This is a genomic window from Microbacterium hydrocarbonoxydans, from assembly GCF_011752045.1.
GTDB lineage: Bacteria > Actinomycetota > Actinomycetes > Actinomycetales > Microbacteriaceae > Microbacterium.
This window is the reverse complement of the sequence record NZ_JAAKXW010000001.1, coordinates 1079723-1097360: the sequence shown is the minus strand read 5'-3', so window position 1 is coordinate 1097360 and position 17638 is coordinate 1079723. Positions and strand designations below refer to the sequence as shown.

The window sequence follows — 17638 nt, the reverse complement described above, 5'->3', positions numbered from 1 at the left end:
TCCTGCGGCCGTATGGTGCACTGCCACGCGTCACCCGGCTGACGCCGCCGGGCCCTCCTCGCGCAGGCGCGGTTCCGTGCGGCGTTCCGGACGGAGCCCCGCCTTGTCCGCGTAGAACTCGCGGATCCGGTCCATGTCCGCGGCGACGTCGCCGGTGAGGTCGAAGGTCGGCCCGAGCCCCGTGGTCATGGTGGTGCGGTCGACGAAGCCCAGAGTCACCGGCATGCCGGTCTCGCGGGCGATGCGGTAGAAGCCTGATTTCCAGTACGCGTTCCCGCCGCGCGTGCCGTCCGGCGTGACGACCAGGCCGAACACGCCGCCCGCCCTGACCTGGTCCACGACATCCTGCACGACACGCGCCGGGTCTGCGCGGTCGACGGGGATGCCGCCGAGCCGGCGCATGAGGGGGCCGCGCCAGCCGTGGAAGAGGCTCTTCTTCCCCAGCCAGTGCACCTCGATGCCCAGACGCCAGGCGATCGCCAGCATCAGCACGAAGTCCCAGTTCGAGGTGTGCGGGGCGCCGATGAGCACGGTCGGCCGGGAGGGGGCGGCTTCGCCGGCCAGCGTCCAGCGGCTGAACGTCCAGTAGAGGCGGGCGAGGAGGCGTCTGAGCATCAGACAACCGTACGGGAGAGCTGCTATCGATCCGCCGTCGCCTGTTGCCGTCCTCCCGATCGGGCGCTCCGCACCAGCGCCTCGGCGAGGGATCGCTCCAATCCGGGGACCGCGTCGGTCGGCACCGCGAGGGCGAGCAGCGCGCGGCTGAAGAAGTTCCTGGCGGCCGCGGCGAGCGTGATGTCCACGATCTGGCGGTCGGAGTAGCCCGCTTCGCGCAGCTCCTGGGTGTCGGCATCCGTCATCGCGCCCGGGTCGGACGACAGCTTCGACGCATACCGGATCACGGTCTGCTCGGCGGCGCTGAACGCGCTGTCATCGCCGCGCGCGAAGGCGCCGAGCCCCTCCTCGTCGACCACGTCGGCGCGGAGCGACTTGCGGCCGTGGGCGAGCAGGCAGTGCGTGGAGCCGATCGTGCGCGCGGCGCCGAGCGTGGCGGCCTCGTAGACGCGGATGCCGATGGAGGGGAGGATGGCGCGGATGAGGCTCTCGAACGCGAGGTGGGCGTCGGGGTTGACGGCCATGGCCTGCGTGTGGGCGAAGACGAAGCCGTCGGCGTCGAGGTCGCCCGCGTACATCTCGGCCACGTGGCCCTCCGCGTCCTCGACGGGCGGGGGAGTGACGATCATGGGAGGCTCCTTCGCATCCGTGCGGGGCATGCGGCGGAGGCGGCGCCACCGCTGAGCGAAGACTACGCCGCAGCCACCGGGGGTGGAAGGGGCCCGGAGCCCGTCGCCCTCCACGGGCGTACCATCGAAGGATGACCGACACGCACGGCGAGATCACCGCAGTCGACGCCCCCGAGGGACTGCGGCCGCTGCCGGGGGCTCTGAACCTGCTCAGCGGTGTCGCCGCCGGCTACTGCAGCGACGGCGTCTGCCACGTTCCCGCGCCTGCGGTGAAGCAGGGCGAGTAGCGGCAGACGCCGTCGTCCGGCGCCTGTCAGTGACCGGCGTGCGGGGCGCTCATGCCGTCGTCCGCCGGCTTGCGGATGAAGAACGCGCCGACGACGGTGAGGGTCGCGATCACCGCTCCGATGAGGAATGCCGCCTGGGAGCCGGTCGCCACGGCCTCCGGCACCTCGGTGCCGCCGTTCTCGTTCGTGACCACCGTGAACAGGGCGACCATCACCGCGATCCCGGCGGCGCCGGCGACCTGCTGGACGGTGCCGATCACCGCGCTGCCGTACGAATAGAACTTCGGCGTCAGTGAGGCGAGCGAGGCGGTGAAGAGCGGCGTGAACGACAGGGCCAGGCCGACCGACAGCAGGATCTGCGAGATCAGGATCACCCAGACCGGGGTGTGCACGCCGACCGTCGTGTAGAACCACAACGTGGCGGCGGCGAGGATCGAGCCGGGGATCAGCAGGATCTGCGTGCCGCGCGCATCGTAGATGCGGCCGATGACGGGGCCGAGCAGTCCCATCGCGAGCGCTCCCGGGAGCACGATGAGCCCGGAGTCGAGGGTCGACAGCTTCAGCGCGTTCTGCAGGTACAGCGGAACGAGGGTGATCGTGCCGAAGAACGCGAGCGACAGCAGGAACATCTGCGCCATCGAGAGCGAGAAGCCGAGCGACGTGAAGACGCGGAGGTCGAGGAGCGCGTCGTCCTCGCGCTGCAGCACGACCTGACGCCAGAGGAACACGGCGAAGGCGATGACGCCCACGGCCAGGGAGATCGCCAGCGGGGCGGGGTTGGCCCCGCCCTCGGCCAGCGAGCCGATCTGGCTGAGACCGTAGACGATGCCGCCGAAGCCGAATGCCGAGAGGATGATCGACAGCACGTCGAGCGGAGCATCCGTGGTCTCGCCGACGTCGGTCAGCCAGCGCCAGCCGACGAACATGGCGGCGAGGGCGATCGGCAGCACGACGACGAAGATCGAGCGCCAGCCGAAGTGGTCGAGCAGGAAGCCGGACATGGTCGGGCCGATCGACGGCGCGAGCGAGATGACGATGCTGACGCGGCCCATCATGCGCCCGCGCGACTCGTTCGGCACCAGGTTCATGATCGTCGTCATGAGCAGCGGCATGAGCATCGCGGTGCCGCCGGCCTGCACGACGCGCGCGACGAGCAGCATCTCGAAGCCGACCGCGAGGGCCGCCAGCAGGGTGCCGCCGGAGAACAGCGCCAGCGCGGAGAGGAACACCTGGCGCGTCGTGAACCGGCGCAGCAGGAATCCGGTGGTCGGGATGACCACGGCCATCGTGAGCATGAAGGCGCTGGTCACCCACTGCGCCGCGATCGGGGTGATGCCGAGATCGGTGATGAGGTGCGGGATCGCCATCCCCATCGTCGTCTCGTTGAGGATGGCGACGAAGGCGGCGGTCAGCAGCACCCAGATCACGCGCATGTCGCGGCGGGGGATGAGGCCGGTGGCGGGGGCCGGGGTCGTCGACACGGGACCGGTTTCGACGGCAGACATGGGCGGCCTCCTGAGGCGTCGTCGGAATGGGGGAGCGTGCGAACTGCACGAGAGTCACTCAGCGTAACGGCATCCTCGGACATTTCATTCCGTTCTCACAGGAATCCGCCGACAGCGGATGCGGCCTCCCCGGAGCGGCCGCGGTGTCCGCGGCGCTGGGTACGCTGGCGGGATGAGCATGGGCGGCGGACCTCGGGGCGGATTCCACGGCGTCGACGAGACCGCGCAGCGGCGCATCAACGCCGAGGCGCCCCGCATCTCCGGACTCGGCGCCCGGGTGATCGAGCTGTTCCGCACCTACCGCTGGCGGATCCTCCTCACCGGGATCCTCGTCGTCGCCGGCGCAGGCATCGCCGTCATCCCTCCGCTGATCGTCCAGAGAATCTTCGACGACGCGCTGTTCCCTGTCGCCGGCGGGCGACCGCAGCTCGAGCTCCTGCTCGTCCTCGTCATCGTGATGGTCGGGCTCTTCCTGCTGTCGGCGGTGCTCGGCGTCGTGCAGACCTGGCTCACCTCCACCGTCGGCAACCATGTCACCGGCGACCTGCGGGTCCGCCTCTTCGAGCACCTGCAGGCCATGGAGCTCGGCTTCTTCACCCGGACCAAGACCGGCGTCATCCAGTCGCGGCTGCAGAACGACGTCGGCGGCGTCTCCGGCGTCCTGACCAACACGGTGACGAGCATCCTGGGCAACGCGGTGACGGTCGTGGCGTCGCTGGTGGCGATGATCCTCATCGACTGGAGGCTCACGCTCATCGCCGTGGTGCTGATGCCGTTCCTCGTGCTGGTCCAGCGGCGGGTGGGACAGGTGCGCGCCCGCATCGCGGGGGAGACCCAGGAATCGCTCTCCGAGCTCACCTCGATCACCCAGGAGACCCTGAGCGTGTCCGGGATGCTCCTGTCGAAGGCGTTCAACCGGCAGCGCACGGAGTCGGAGCGGTACCAGGCGGAGAACCGCAACCAGGTGAAGCTGCAGGTGCGCCGAGCGATGAGCGGCCAGGGGTTCTTCGCGGTCGTCCAGGTGATCATGGCCAGCGTCCCCGCCGTGATCTACCTCGTGTCCGGGTGGCTCATCGCGGGCGGGACGGGGGCGATCACGGCCGGCACCGTCGTCGCCTTCACCACCGTGCAGGCGCGGCTGCTGATGCCGTTGATGGGGCTCATGCGGGTGTCGCTCGACCTGCAGACATCGTCGGCCCTGTTCGCCCGCATCTTCGAGTACCTCGATCTGGTGCCCGAGATCACCGATGCGCCGGACGCGATCCCCGTCGACCGCGCGCCAGGACCCCGCGGGCGGATCGAGTTCGCCGACGTCGTCTTCCGCTACCCGGACGCCGCCCCCGACGCCCGGGCGACACTGCAGGGCGTGTCCTTCGTCGCCGAACCGGGACAGCACGTGGCCTTCGTGGGGCCGTCGGGTGCGGGCAAGACCACCGTGCTCTACCTCGCGCCCCGGCTCTACGAGGCGCACGGCGGCGCGGTGCTGTTCGCAGGCGCCGACGTGCGCACGCTGACACAGGAGTCCCTGATCGATCAGGTCGGCATCGTCTCCCAGGAGACCTACCTGTTCCACGCGAGCATCCGCGACAACCTGCTCTATGCGAAGCCCGACGCCACCGAGGACGAGCTGATGGCGGCGTGCACGGCAGCCAACATCCACCACATCATCGCCGGCTTCGAGCGGGGATACGACACGATCGTGGGTGAACGCGGGTACCGGCTCTCCGGCGGCGAGAAGCAGCGGATCGCGATCGCGCGGGTGCTGCTGAAGGACCCGCCGGTGCTGCTGCTCGACGAGGCGACCTCGGCTCTCGACACCGTCTCGGAGCGGGTGGTGCAGGAAGCCCTCGATGAGGCCGCGCGGGGGCGCACCACGCTCACGATCGCGCACCGGCTGTCCACGGTGATGGGCGCCGACATGATCCACGTGCTCGACGCCGGCCGGATCATCGAATCAGGCACGCATGCCGAGCTCCTCGCCCGCGGCGGTCTCTACGCCGAGCTCGCCGAGCAGCAGGTCGCCTCGTCCCGCGTGCTGCAGTCCGAGACGGCCATGGAGGCGGTGTCCGGCGGGCTCGACGCCGCGCTCGCCGGGCGTCGCGCCGACCGCGCGCCCGAGGAGCCGGCGGCGGCGGACGCCGAGACAGCGCTCACCGCGCCGGTGCTGCTCCCCGAACCAGCCGCCGACGCGGACCGGACGCAGCCGTCCGGCGCCTGACGGCCGGATGCGCCGCGACGCGGGCCGCTGCGGGCGGGACTCTCGCGCGGGTCAGTGCACCGACAGCCCGCCGTCGACGAAGAGCGAGTGGCCGGTGATGTACGCAGACCCGGCCCCTGCGAGGAACACGGCGGCCGCGGCGAAGTCCTCTGGCAGTCCGTTGCGGCCGATCATCGTGCGCGCGGCGAGGGCGGCGATCTGGGCCTTGTCCTCCTGGAGGCGCGCGTTCAGCGGCGTGAGCACGAACCCGGGCACGAGAGTGTTGCTGGTGACGCCGGTGCCGCCCCATGCCTCGGCCTCTGAGCGCATCAGCGACTCGACCGCGCCCTTGGAGGCGCCGTAGACCCCGCTGCCGACGAAGGCGCGGTGCGCCTGCTGCGAGCTGATGTGGATGAGACGCCCGTAGCCGCGTTCCGCCATGCCCCGGGCGAAGCGCTGCCCGAGCAGGAACGGGGCGAGGGCGTTGACGGTCATCGTGGCGTCCCAGTCGGCCTCGGTGATCTCCGCGTAGGGCGGACGGATGTTGATGCCGGCCGAGTTCACCAGGATGTCGGGCTCGCCGAACGGCTCGGCCGCCGCCTCCGCCGTCGCGCGGATCCCGTCTCGGGTGGAGAGGTCGCCGACGACACCCGCCGCACGGCAGCCGGCCTCGGCGAGCTCCTTCACCGTCGCCTCGATCCGCGCCTCCCCGCGCGCCACGATCACCGTCGCCGCACCCGCGCGGGCGAGAGCGGTGGCGATGCCCCGGCCGATGCCGGAGCTGCCGCCGGTCACCACGGCCGTGCGTCCGTCCAGGGAGAAGAGGTCTGCGAGATAGTCGTTCATCGGTCTCCTGAGGTCACCACGCGAGCGCGGCGGCGAGAGTCGGGTCCGGGCGTGCGGCGGCGAACTCCGGCAGGGCGCGGAGCTCCTCGAGGAAGGCATCGAGCTCTGCGGCGTAGGCCGGGTCGGGATGCGTCGCGGCGATCTCGACGAGCGGCGGCACGTCCATCGCCAGGATCAGCTCGAGCCGTGCCGTCACCGCGGCGGCGGCCCCGGCCTCGTGCAGCACCCGGATGCCGCCGCGGAGAGCGGCCAGGTAGTCGCGGAGCACGGCGAGCCTCGCCTTGCCCTGCGTGATGGAGCTGCCGTCGGCGCGGAGGCGCCAGTGCACGAGCGCGTCGGGGATCACGTCGAAGGCGCGGGCTCGGGTGTACATCTCCTGGGCGACGATCTGATCCTCGTACGCGACGTGCTCGGGGAAGCGCAGATCCTGCCAGAACTCGGTCCGGCTGACCTTCGACCAGGCGACGATGTTCGCCGAGGCGTGCGGATGCTCGACGATCGTGGTGCCGAGGCGCTCGGGGGACGTGGCGGCGACGACCCAGGGCTGCACCCGGCCGGGGCGGTATCCATCGCCGTCGTGGCGGGAGCGCACGTACGCGGCGGCGGCGAAATCGCTCCCGGAGCGCTCGAGGGTTCCGGTGAGACGGCCGAGGGCCGTCGGCACGAGCTCGTCGTCGCCGTCGAGGAAGCCGAGATACGGGGTGTCGACGAGGTCGAGGCCCTGGTTGCGCGCGGCGCCGAGACCCCGCGGCTCGGCATTGCGCAGCATCCGGAACCGCGGGTCGGCGGCCGCAGCCGCAGTGAAGAGGTCGCGTGTGCCGTCGACGGAGCCGTCGTCGATGAGGACCGCCCGCCAGCGGGTCTCCGTCTGCGCGCGCAGGGAGTTCAGCGCCGCGGGAGCGAAGGCGGCGATGTCGCGACCGGGGACGATCAGCGTCACGATCGGGGCGGAAGCGGTCACCAGCCGAGTCTATGGCCGACCGCGCGGCACGTGCTCGCTCGGGCGGCGTCGGCTGTGCGTCGAGTTCCCGCGAGGTCAGGGGAGGGAGACGGCGCGCACGGATGCTGCGACCAGGGCGGCGAGCTGCTCGGGAGCGCCGTCGGGGAGCGGCTCGCGTCCGAAGGTGAAGCGCACGGAGGTCTGTGCGACCTCGGGGGCGATGCCGCACGCCAGAAGCACGTGCGAGGGCTCGTCGCTGCCGGCCGCGCAGGCCGACCCGCTGGACGACACCACACCCCGGCGCTCCAGCTCCAGCAGCACGGCCTCGCCGCTCGTCCCGGCGAAGGTGAAGCTCGCGGTGCCGGGCAGCCGATCGACCGGATGCCCGGTGAGGGCGGCCCCCGGCACCGCGGCGAGCACGCCCGCGATGAACCGCTCGGTGGCCGCGCGCACACGGGCCGCGCTCTCCGCGCGCTCCGACTCCGCGAGGTCGAGGGCCGTCGACAGGGCGACCGCTCCCGCGACGTTCTCGGTGCCCGAGCGCCGGCCTCGCTCCTGGCCGCCGCCGTGCAGCAGCGGTTCGAGCGGGATGCGTCCGCGGACGGCCAGTGCGCCGGTGCCCTTGGGGGCGCCGAGCTTGTGCCCGGCGATCGACACGGCATCGGCGCCGATCGCGTCGAGCGGCAGCCATCCGGCGGACTGCACCGCGTCGACATGCACGGGAATGCCGGCGCCCCGTGCGACCGCCGTCAGCGCGGCGGCATCCTGCACCGTTCCGATCTCGTTGTTCGCGTGGCCGAACGTGACCAGTGCGGTGTCCTCGCGCAGCGCGCCGGACAGCGCTTCGGGGGTGATGCTCCCCGCACCGTCGACGACCGGGGACGAGACGGACACGTCGTGGAAGCGCTGCAGATACGCGGCGGACTCCAGGATCGATTCGTGCTCGATCGGGGAGACGACGACGTGCCGTCGCCCGCGCGCCAGGGAGGCCAGCACGATCCCCTTGACCGCGAGGTTGTTCGCCTCGGTGCCGCCGGCGGTGAACACGACGTCGCCGGTGCGCATGCCGAGCACGCGGGCGACCCTGGCCCTGGCGTCCTCCAGGGCGCTCGCCGCGGCCTCGCCGACGGTGTGGTGGCTCGACGGATTGCCGAACACTCCCGTGAGGTACGGGCGCATCGCCTCGAGCACCTCCGGGCGGACCGGGGACGTGGCGGCGTGGTCGAGGTAGAGCATGCGATCAGTCGATCCGGACGTCGAGCCCCAGGTCGAGGGCCCTGGCCGAGTGCGTGAGCGCACCCACCGAGATGACGTCGACGCCGGTCGCCGCGATGCCCGCGACCGTGTCGAGGTTCACACCGCCCGAGGCCTCGGCCTGCGCGCGGTCGCCGATGAGCGCGACCCCGGCGCGCAGGTCGTCGAGGGAGAAGTTGTCGAGCAGCACCGTGTGCGCACCGCCGTCGAGCACGGCGGGGATCTGGTCGAGCCGGTCGACCTCGACCACCACGTGGGTCGTGTGGGGGAGCTGCGCGAACGCCTCGCGGAGGGCGGTCGCGAGGTCCGCCCCCGAGCGCTGCAGCACGGCGAGGTGGTTGTCCTTCGCCATCACGGCATCCGACAGCGAGTACCGGTGGTTGTGCCCGCCGCCCGAGACGACCGCGTGGCGCTCGAAGGCGCGCAGCCCGGGAGTCGTCTTGCGCGTGTCGGCGATGCGCGCCGAGGTGCCCTCGATCGCCCGCACGTAGGCGGCGGTCAGGGTGGCGATGCCGCTCATGCGCTGGGTGAAGTTCAGCGCGATGCGCTCCGCCGTGAGGATGCTGCGCGCGGAGCCGGACACGGAGGCGAGCACGTCGCCGGGGGCGAAGGCGTCACCGTCGCCCACGTGGACGTCGACGACGAGGGACGGGTCGGTGAGCGCGAACGCGGCGCTGAACACCTCGCCGCCGCTGAACACCCCCGACTCGCGCGCGACGAGGTCGGCGGTGGCGGTGGCGTCCGCCGGCAGCAGGGTCGTGCTGGTGAGGTCGCCCCAGGGGGCGTCCTCCTCCAGGGCCGCGCCGACGACACGGGCGATGGTGGCGGCGGTGAGCATCAGACGGTCTCCAGGACGGGTTCCGTGGCGGGTTCGAGGTAGTGCGCGCCGACGCTGCCGGTGCGGGCGAGTGCGGCGGATGCCGTGGCCTCGGCGAGCAGGAGCAGGTTCGCGTCCTCGTGCTCGGCGAGGGTGGCGGGCGCGGATGCGGCGGCTCGCCAGCCGCGGATCGTCTCGGCGGCGCGGGCGAGCCCTTCGCTCGTGCGCAGCAGCCCGACCTCGTCCCACATCAGCCGCTGGAGCGCGTCCCTGCCGAACCGGACGGCCGGAGCCCCGCTCCGGTATGAGTTCCGGTCGCGGAAACGGCTCGGCGGCGACACGAACTCATACGGGAGCGCGGGACTGCCCAGGGCCGCCGCCGCGCGGGCGCCGAACACGGCACCCTCGAGCAGCGAGTTGGACGCCAGCCGGTTCGCGCCGTGCACGCCGGTGCGAGCGACCTCGCCCACCGCGAAGACGCCGGGGATGCTCGTGCGGCCGTCGAGGTCGGTGACGACGCCGCCCATGAGGTAATGCTCCGCGGGCGTCACCGGGATCGGCTCCGCGGCCCAGTCGAAGCCGCGCTCGCGGGTCACGCGGTCGATCGTCGGGAACCGGCGGCGCAGCCTCTCCGCACCCAGCATCGTGGCGTCGAGCCGCACCGGGGATCCCTGCGCGGCGGCCTGCCTGGCGATGGCGCGCGACACGACGTCGCGCGGGGCGAGCTCCCCGTCGGGGTGGCTGTCGAAGGTGAAGCGGCGCCCTTCGTCGTCGATGAGCGTCGCGCCCTCGCCGCGCACGGCCTCGGAGATGAGGAACGCCGGACCCGCGGCGAGGATGGTGGGGTGGAACTGGACGAACTCCAGGTCCGCGACCGCCGCTCCCGCGCGCAGGGCCGCGGCGATGCCGTCTCCGGTTGCGCCGAGAGGGTTGGTCGTGTGCGCGTACAGCTGCCCCGCGCCGCCGGTCGCCAGGATCACGGCGTCGGCGTGCAGCTCGGAGACCTCTCCGCCCGCCAGGATCCGGATGCCGCGCGCCGCGCCATCGGTCACGACGAGATCGACGAGGAAGGCCCGCTCGTGCACGGCGATCGTGGTCGCCCTGACCGCGGAGACCAGGGCGCGCGAGATGACTGCGCCGGTCGCGTCGCCGCCCGCGTGCACGATGCGCGCGTGGCTGTGCGCGGCCTCACGGCCCAGCAGGAGCTCGCCGTCGGCGCCCCGATCGAAGGCGACGCCGCGCGCGATCAGCTCTGCGATGCGGTCGGCGCCCTCCTGCACGAGCACGGCGACGGCGGCGGCATCCGACAGGCCCGCGCCCGCGTCGAGCGTGTCGGACGCGTGCTGTGCCGCGGAGTCCCCGGGGCCGTAGATCCCGGCGACGCCGCCCTGGGCGTAGCCCGTGCAGCCGTCGCCGAGCGCGCCCTTGGTGACGAGCGTGACCCGGTGCCCGCCCTCATGCGCGTGCAGTGCTGCGGTCAGTCCTGCGATCCCCGAGCCGACGACGATGACGTTCATCGTGGCCCCGCAGCGGCCGGGGGCTTCGCCGCGAGCATCCGCTCCAACGACACCCGAGCCGGATCGGCGACGTCCGCCGGCACGGTGATGCGGTTCGGCGTGCGTCCGGCGACGAGCTCCTCGAGCACCCAGGCGAGGTAGCCGGGGTGGATGCGGTACATCGTGGAGCACGGGCACACGACCGGGTCGAGGCAGAAGATCTCGTGCTGCGGGTACTGGGCGGCCAGCCGGCGGACGAGGTTGATCTCGGTGCCGATCGCGAACGTGGCAGGCGCCGTCGCGGCGTCGATCGCGCGCCGGATGTAGTCGGTCGATCCCGCCTCATCGGCCGCATCGACGACCTCCATCGGGCACTCCGGGTGCACGATGACGCGAACGCCGGGATGCTCTGCGCGCGCCTGCTCGATCTGGGCGACCGTGAACCGGCGGTGCACCGAGCAGAAGCCGTGCCAGAGGATCACCTGCGCGTCGAGCAGGTCCGTCTCGGCGGAGCCGCCGAGCGGCTTGCGCGGGTTCCACATCGGCATCCGCTCCAGGGGCACGCCCATCGCCTTGGCGGTGTTGCGGCCCAGGTGCTGATCGGGGAAGAACAGCACGCGCCGTCCGCGTTCGAACGCCCACTCGAGCACGGTCCGCGCGTTCGACGAGGTGCAGACGATCCCGCCGTGGCGTCCGACGAAGCCTTTGATCGCGGCCGAGGAGTTCATGTAGGTGACCGGGATGACGGGCACGCGGCCGTCCTCGTCCGGAGCATCCATGTCGCCGTAGATCTCGGCGAGCTGCTCCCAGCAGTCCTCGACCTGGTCGATGTCGGCCATGTCCGCCATCGAGCACCCGGCGGCGAGGTTGGGGAGGATGACCGCCTGCTCCGGTGTGGAGAGGAGATCCGCGGTCTCGGCCATGAAGTGCACGCCGCAGAAAACGATGGCCTCGGCATCCGCCCGGCCTTTCGCGGCGGTGGCGAGCTGGAAGGAGTCCCCGACGTAGTCGGCGTGCTTCACGACCTCCTCGCGCTGATAGAAGTGCCCGAGGATCACGACACGGTCGCCCAGGGTCGCCTTGGCGGCGCGGATGCGGGAGTCGAGTTCCTCCTCGCTCGCCTCACGGTAGGCGGCGGGGAGCTCGCCCTGCCGAGGGGCGCCGGTGGGGATGACGTCGCCCATCGAGGAGCCAGGGCCGTAGCCGGGGCGGGCGTCGAAGTCCCAGGGGCCGGCGGCGAGGTCGGTGCTGCAGGTGGCGTCCGTGGACGCACCCGAGACGATCGCCTGGATCGCGTGGTCGACCGACGCGTCGAGCAGGGGGAGCGAGGACGTGGGCATCGGGAAGCCGCCTTCTGGTCGTCGTGACATTTACTGCCTGCCAACAGATTATGTCGAAATGACCAGAACTGCAATCGGTGGGACTTCCCGACGGCTCACGCGCTCCCGTTGTACCGGTACAGCCGGGCCGGACGGTGCTTGCCCGTGCGGAACGACTCGGTCGGCACGAGCTCGTCGCTTCCCTCGAGCAGACGCCGGAAGTTCGACGGGTCGAGCCTCCGGCCGAGCACCGCCTCGTACACCTCGCGCAGCTCGGTCAGCGTGAACTCATCGGGCAGGAGCCCGGCCGCGATGGTGCTGTACCCCACCTTGTTGCGCAGGCGCCACAGCGCGTACTCGGCGATCCGCCCATGATCGAACGCCAGCTCCGGCAGGTCGTCGGCGTCGAACCACTCGACGTTCTCCGGGGCGTCTTCGACCGCGCGCTGCGCGTCCACCAGGTCGGAGCGCAGCAGCGCCCAGTAGACGATGGCGATCGCGCGCGACGGCGCGCGATCGACCGCGCCGAAGGTGTACAGCTGCTCCAGGTAGCTCGGCGCCAGCGCGGTGGTCTCGGCGAGGGTGCGGGATGCCGCGGCGTCCAGATCCTCGGCGGGGTCGAGCCAGCCGCCGGGAAGGGCCCACATCCCCAGGTGGGGCTCGCGCGTCCGCCGCACCAGCGGCAGCATGAGCCGGTCGCCGTCGGGAGCCGACCGCAGGGAGAAGATCACGGTGGAGACGCCGACGCGGATCGCGTCGTTCTCGCCGGCCTCCACAGTCACACAGATGAGCCTAGGCGAACCGCTAGACTGGGTGCACAACCGAACACAGGCCGTATGACCCACGCGGGAGAGCCCCGGCGAACGCAGCCGGGCACCGAAGGAGCAAGCCTCCCCGCCAATCTCTCAGGTACGCGTACCGCGCGGTTCCGGCCACTCTGAAAAGCGATTTCGAGCGAAGCAAGAAATCGGGTTGAGCGAGGGCGTCCACGCCCGAGTCGAAACCCTGGTGAGACGAGTTCCGCGAGTCTCCCACCTGTCTTCCTCGCATGAGATCCGCCGACGGTGAAAGCCCAGTCCCTGGGCGAAGCTCTCAGGCCCATGACAGAGGGGGAGTTCCGAGGAGCGGCGGCGTCGCCGTTCCGCCCGACCCAGCCCGGGAGAACTCCATGTCCGAACCCCGCTACACCCCGCTGCGCGAGCGCCACGAGGCTCTCGGCGCGTCCTTCACCGACTTCGGCGGCTGGCAGATGCCGGTGCGCTACACGTCCGACCTCGCCGAGCACCACGCCGTCCGCCAGGGCGCCGGCATCTTCGACATCTCGCACATGGCCGAGTTCACCGTCCGCGGCGCCGGCGCCGCGGACTACCTCGACTACGCGCTGGCCGGCCGGCTCTCGGCGCTCGCCGTGGGCAAGGCGAAGTACTCGCTGCTGCTCGCCGAGACCGGCGGCATCGTCGACGACGTCATCGTCTACCGGCTGCAGGACGACGACTTCCTCATCATCTCCAACGCCGGCAACCGGGATGCCGTCCGCGAGGCGCTCTCCGCGCGCACCGACGGCTTCGAGGTCGACGTCGTCGACGTCTCCGACGACTATGCGCTCATCGCCGTGCAGGGTCCGAACGCAGAGGCCATCCTCGCCGCGACCGCCGGCATCGACGAGGTCAGCATCCCCTGGTCCGAGCAGAGGTACTACGCCTGGGCCTCGGCCACCTTCGCCGGCAAGCCCCTCCTGCTCGCCCGCACCGGCTACACCGGCGAGGACGGCTTCGAGCTGCTCGTCGCAGCCGAGGACGCCACCGCGCTGTGGGATGCCGTGCTCGCCGCAGGCGAGCCGCAGGGCCTCGTGCCGGCCGGTCTCGCCGCCCGCGACACCCTCCGTCTCGAGGCCGGCATGCCCCTCTACGGCCACGAGCTGACGCTGGACACCAAGCCGGTGCAGGCGGGCCTCGGCCGCGTCGTCGTCACCGCGAAGGAGCGCTTCGTCGGCAGGGACGGCATCGAGGCGGCATCCGACGCCCCCGTGCTCGTCGGCCTCGCCGCGGAGGGAAAGCGCGCCGGCCGCGCCGGCTACGCCGTGGTGTCCGAGGACGGCACCGTGCTCGGCGAGATCACCAGCGGCGCCCTGAGCCCGACGCTGGGCCACCCCATCGCGATGGCCTACGTCGACCCGTCTTCCGCGGAAGAGGGAACCGCAGTATTCCTTGATGTGCGGGGGACGAAGATCCCCGCGACCGTGACCGCCCTGCCTTTCTATCGGAGGACCAAATGACCGATCTGACCACCCTCAAGTACAGCGAAGAGCACGAGTGGGTCGCGCTCGACGGCGCCGTGGCGACCGTCGGCATCACCGACTTCGCGGCTGACGCCCTCGGCGACATCGTCTTCGTGGAGCTTCCCGCCGTCGGCACCGCGTTCTCCCGCGGCGACGTGTTCGGCGAGGCGGAGTCCACCAAGTCGGTCTCCGAGCTCTACGCCCCCGTGGCCGGCACGGTGACCGAGATCAACCAGGCCGTCGTCGACGACCCGGCGCTGCTGAACTCCTCGCCGTTCGAGGACGCGTGGCTCATCAAGGTCGAGGTCGCCGACGGCGCGCTCGACGGACTGCTCGACCGCGACGCCTACGTCGCGCACACGGAGGGCTGATCCCCAAGTGGTCTCTTTCGCCGATCGTCATATCGGAACGCCCGAGTCCGCTCAGCGCACCATGCTGGCGGCGCTGGGCGTGGAATCCGCGCTCGAGGACTGGAGCCCCGTCGAGGCGCTGATGCGCCAGGCGGTGCCGTCGTCCATCTTCACCGCAGCCACGACGGACTCCGTCATCCCGGGCGCCGCCAGCGAGACCGAGGCGCTCGCCGAGCTGCGCGCCCTCGCCTCGCGGAACGCGGTGAACCGGCCGATGATCGGCCTCGGGTACTACGGCACGATCACCCCGCAGGTGATCCAGCGCAACGTGCTCGAGAACCCGTCCTGGTACACGGCCTACACGCCGTACCAGCCGGAGATCTCCCAGGGGCGCCTGGAGGCGCTCATCAACTTCCAGACGATGGTCGCCGAGCTCACCGGGCTCACCACGGCCAACGCCTCGATGCTCGACGAGTCCACCGCCGTCGTGGAGGGCATGCTGCTCGCGCGTCGCGCCTCGAAGTCGAACTCGAACGTCTTCGCGGTCGACGCCGACGCGCTCCCGCAGACGAAGGCGCTGCTCGCGGCGCGGGCGGATGCCGTGGGCATCGACCTCGTGACCGTCGACTTCGCGGCGGGGGAGGAGCTGCCGTCCGAGCTCTTCGGCGTCCTCGTGCAGTACCCCGGAGCGTCGGGCCGGGTCTGGGACCCGTCCGCCGTGATCGACGCCGCCCACCTCGCCGGCGGCCTCGCGGTCGCCGCGGCCGATCTGCTCGCGCTCACGCTGATCGCCTCGCCGGGCTCGCTCGGCGCGGACGTCGCGGTGGGCACCACTCAGCGCTTCGGCGTGCCGATGGGCTTCGGCGGACCGCACGCCGGCTACATGGCCGTGCGCGGGGGCCTCGAGCGCCAGCTCCCCGGTCGCCTCGTGGGTGTCTCGGTGGATGCCGACGGCAAGCCCGCGTACCGCCTCTCGCTGCAGACGCGAGAGCAGCACATCCGCCGCGAGAAGGCGACCTCGAACATCTGCACGGCACAGGTGCTCCTCGCCGTGATGGCGTCGATGTACGCGGTCTATCACGGTCCGGACGGGCTGAAGGCGATCGCCGCCGAGGCCGCCGCGAAGGCCGCCCTGCTGCGCGACTGGCTGGTCGAGGCCGGCATCGAGGTCGTGCACGGCGCGTTCTTCGACACCCTCACGGTGCGCGTCCCCGGCCGCGCGGCCGAGTTCGCCGCACAGGCGCACGACGGGTACGGCATCCTCCTGCACGTGGCGGATGCCGACACCCTCGGCATCTCCGTGGACGAGACCACCACCGTCACCGAGCTGCATCAGGTCGCGATGGTGTTCGGCGGGAAGCAGGAGCGCGTTTTCGGCCTCTTCGGCGCCGGTTCGAACGGAGCTCTCCCTGAGGCACTTCTCCGTGAGGACGAGTACCTCACGCACCCCGTCTTCCACGCGCATCGCAGCGAGACCGCCATGATGCGGTACCTCAAGAGCCTCGCCGACCGCGACTACGCGCTCGACCGCGGAATGATCCCGCTGGGCTCGTGCACGATGAAGCTGAACGCCGCGACCGAGATGGCCGCCATCACGTGGCCGGAGTTCGCCGGCATCCACCCGTTCGCGCCCGCGTCCGACGTGCAGGGGTACCTGGATCTCATCACCCAGCTCGAGGGATGGCTGGCCGAGGTCACCGGGTACGACGCCGTCTCGCTGCAGCCGAACGCCGGTTCGCAGGGCGAGCTCGCTGGTCTCCTCGCGATCCGCGGCTACCACCACGCGAACGGCGACGCGCACCGCACCGTGTGCCTCATCCCGTCGTCCGCGCACGGCACGAACGCGGCATCCGCCGTGCTCGCAGGCATGAAGGTGGTCGTCGTCGCGACCGACGAGCTCGGCAACGTCGACCTCGGCGACCTGCGCGCGAAGATCGCCCAGCACGCCGACGACCTCGCGGCTCTGATGATCACATACCCGTCCACGCACGGCGTGTACGAGCACGATGTCGTCGAGATCACCTCCGCGGTGCACGAGGCCGGCGGTCAGGTGTACGTCGACGGCGCCAACCTCAACGCCCTCCTCGGCTACGCGCGCTTCGGCGACCTCGGCGGCGACGTCTCGCACCTCAACCTGCACAAGACCTTCGCGATCCCGCACGGCGGAGGCGGACCGGGCGTCGGCCCGGTCGCGGCGAAGGCCCACCTCGCGCCGTTCCTCCCGTCGCACCCGCTCGCGCAGCGCGCGGAGCACGCCGGCGGCTTCGTGTTCGAGGGCGGTCCGATCTCCGCGGCGCCGTACGGCTCCGCCGGCATCCTGCCGATCTCGTGGGCGTACGTGCGAATGATGGGCGCCGATGGCCTCCGTCACGCGACCGCGGCGGCCGTGCTCTCCGCGAACTACATCGCGGCCCGCCTCGGTGAGCACTACCCGGTGCTGTACACGGGCGAGAACGGCCGAGTGGCGCACGAGTGCATCCTCGACCTGCGTCCGCTCAAGGAGGCCACCGGCATCAGCGTCGACGACGTCGCCAAGCGCCTGATCGACTACGGCTTCCACGCGCCGACGATGTCGTTCCCGGTCGCCGGCACACTCATGGTCGAGCCGACCGAGTCGGAGGACCTGGGCGAGATCGAGCGCTTCATCGAGGCGATGATCATGATCAAGGCCGAGGCGGATGCCGTGGCGTCCGGACGGTGGCCGGCCGACGACAACCCGCTCGTGAACGCCCCGCACACGGCCGTCTCCCTCATCGCGGGGGAGTGGACGCACGCCTACACGCGCGAGGAGGCGGCGTATCCCGTGCACGCCCTCGTCGCGGGCAAGTACTGGCCGCCGGTGCGTCGCATCGACCAGGCGTACGGCGACCGGAACCTGGTCTGCGCCTGCCCGCCGATTGAGGCCTTCGCCTGAACGCACCCTGATCGGAGACGGCGCCGTGCACACCCGGAGCGGGTGTGCACGGCGCCGTTTGGTGTACCAGACGAAAGCCTTTGATCACCACTCAGTAACGGTTCATTCACTCTGTTAGGAGTGGGTCCCGGCACGGGTTAGTCTCAACTATCCCTTCGCGCTCGACGATGAGCGCGCAGTCTGATCGTCCA

The 17638-nt window shown here is 71.4% G+C and carries 15 protein-coding genes and 1 riboswitch; of the genes, 5 read left to right on the top strand and 10 right to left on the bottom strand.

Annotated elements, in window-relative coordinates; all coding sequences use genetic code 11:
- Positions 1-30: 30 nt before the first annotated feature.
- Together G6G98_RS05160 and G6G98_RS05155 are read right to left on the bottom strand one after the other, a co-directional pair.
- Complete coding sequence (locus G6G98_RS05160) at positions 31-615, bottom strand: 1-acyl-sn-glycerol-3-phosphate acyltransferase (protein WP_067350332.1); 585 nt, start codon at positions 613-615, stop codon at positions 31-33.
- Positions 616-638: 23 nt separating this feature from the next.
- Positions 639-1244 carry a carboxymuconolactone decarboxylase family protein gene (locus G6G98_RS05155; protein WP_164233427.1) on the bottom strand — a complete coding sequence of 202 codons (606 nt, stop codon included), beginning with the start codon at positions 1242-1244 and terminating at the stop codon, positions 639-641.
- Between the two features lie 131 nt (positions 1245-1375).
- Here G6G98_RS05155 and G6G98_RS05150 point away from each other — a divergent pair, with 131 nt between their 5' ends.
- On the top strand, positions 1376-1531 hold the full coding sequence (locus tag G6G98_RS05150) for a hypothetical protein (RefSeq protein WP_166706058.1): 156 nt from the start codon (positions 1376-1378) through the stop codon (positions 1529-1531).
- 26 nt (positions 1532-1557) lie between these two features.
- Here the strand turns inward: G6G98_RS05150 and G6G98_RS05145 are convergent, their stop codons facing one another.
- A complete protein-coding gene (locus G6G98_RS05145) occupies positions 1558-3036 on the bottom strand; it encodes an MDR family MFS transporter (RefSeq protein WP_067350337.1) in 1479 nt (492 codons plus the stop codon).
- 172 nt (positions 3037-3208) lie between these two features.
- Between G6G98_RS05145 and G6G98_RS05140 the strand changes: the two genes are divergently transcribed.
- Positions 3209-5254 (top strand): ABC transporter ATP-binding protein, encoded by a 2046-nt coding sequence (locus G6G98_RS05140; protein ID WP_164233429.1) that lies wholly within the window; start codon positions 3209-3211, stop codon positions 5252-5254.
- A gap of 51 nt (positions 5255-5305) precedes the next feature.
- Here G6G98_RS05140 and G6G98_RS05135 read toward each other — a convergent pair whose 3' ends face one another.
- From G6G98_RS05135 to G6G98_RS05105, 7 genes are all read right to left on the bottom strand, one after another.
- The gene (locus G6G98_RS05135; RefSeq protein ID WP_067350344.1) at positions 5306-6079 is read right to left on the bottom strand and encodes an SDR family NAD(P)-dependent oxidoreductase; all 774 of its coding nucleotides are present in this window, start codon (positions 6077-6079) and stop codon (positions 5306-5308) included.
- Positions 6080-6092: 13 nt separating this feature from the next.
- Complete coding sequence (locus G6G98_RS05130) at positions 6093-7040, bottom strand: glycosyltransferase family 2 protein (protein ID WP_164233432.1); 948 nt, start codon at positions 7038-7040, stop codon at positions 6093-6095.
- A 75-nt stretch (positions 7041-7115) separates the two neighbouring features.
- Positions 7116-8255 (bottom strand): cysteine desulfurase family protein, encoded by a 1140-nt coding sequence (locus tag G6G98_RS05125; protein ID WP_164233434.1) that lies wholly within the window; start codon positions 8253-8255, stop codon positions 7116-7118.
- A 4-nt stretch (positions 8256-8259) separates the two neighbouring features.
- Positions 8260-9111 carry a carboxylating nicotinate-nucleotide diphosphorylase gene (gene nadC / locus G6G98_RS05120; protein ID WP_067350354.1) on the bottom strand — a complete coding sequence of 284 codons (852 nt, stop codon included), beginning with the start codon at positions 9109-9111 and terminating at the stop codon, positions 8260-8262.
- Positions 9111-10607: an L-aspartate oxidase gene (gene nadB / locus G6G98_RS05115; RefSeq protein WP_164233436.1), complete on the bottom strand. Its 1497-nt coding sequence runs from the start codon at positions 10605-10607 to the stop codon at positions 9111-9113. Before nadB ends, nadC begins: the two co-directional genes overlap by 1 nt.
- Positions 10604-11926 carry a quinolinate synthase NadA gene (gene nadA / locus G6G98_RS05110; RefSeq protein WP_164233438.1) on the bottom strand — a complete coding sequence of 441 codons (1323 nt, stop codon included), beginning with the start codon at positions 11924-11926 and terminating at the stop codon, positions 10604-10606. The genes nadB and nadA overlap by 4 nt, the downstream gene beginning before the upstream one ends.
- A 95-nt stretch (positions 11927-12021) precedes the next feature.
- On the bottom strand, positions 12022-12594 hold the full coding sequence (locus G6G98_RS05105) for an NUDIX hydrolase (protein ID WP_067353505.1): 573 nt from the start codon (positions 12592-12594) through the stop codon (positions 12022-12024).
- A 147-nt stretch (positions 12595-12741) separates the two neighbouring features.
- Positions 12742-12836: riboswitch (glycine riboswitch) on the top strand.
- A 237-nt stretch (positions 12837-13073) separates the two neighbouring features.
- On the opposite strand from G6G98_RS05105, the gene gcvT reads away from it, so the two are divergent.
- From gcvT to gcvP, 3 genes are all read left to right on the top strand, one after another.
- Positions 13074-14180 (top strand): glycine cleavage system aminomethyltransferase GcvT, encoded by a 1107-nt coding sequence (gcvT, locus tag G6G98_RS05100; protein ID WP_164233440.1) that lies wholly within the window; start codon positions 13074-13076, stop codon positions 14178-14180.
- The gene (gene gcvH / locus G6G98_RS05095) at positions 14177-14554 is read left to right on the top strand and encodes a glycine cleavage system protein GcvH (RefSeq protein WP_067350366.1); all 378 of its coding nucleotides are present in this window, start codon (positions 14177-14179) and stop codon (positions 14552-14554) included. Before gcvT ends, gcvH begins: the two co-directional genes overlap by 4 nt.
- Positions 14555-14615: 61 nt before the next feature.
- Positions 14616-17447, top strand: coding sequence for an aminomethyl-transferring glycine dehydrogenase (gene gcvP / locus G6G98_RS05090; RefSeq protein ID WP_243842054.1), 2832 nt, complete (start codon positions 14616-14618; stop codon positions 17445-17447).
- Positions 17448-17638: the final 191 nt, after the last annotated feature.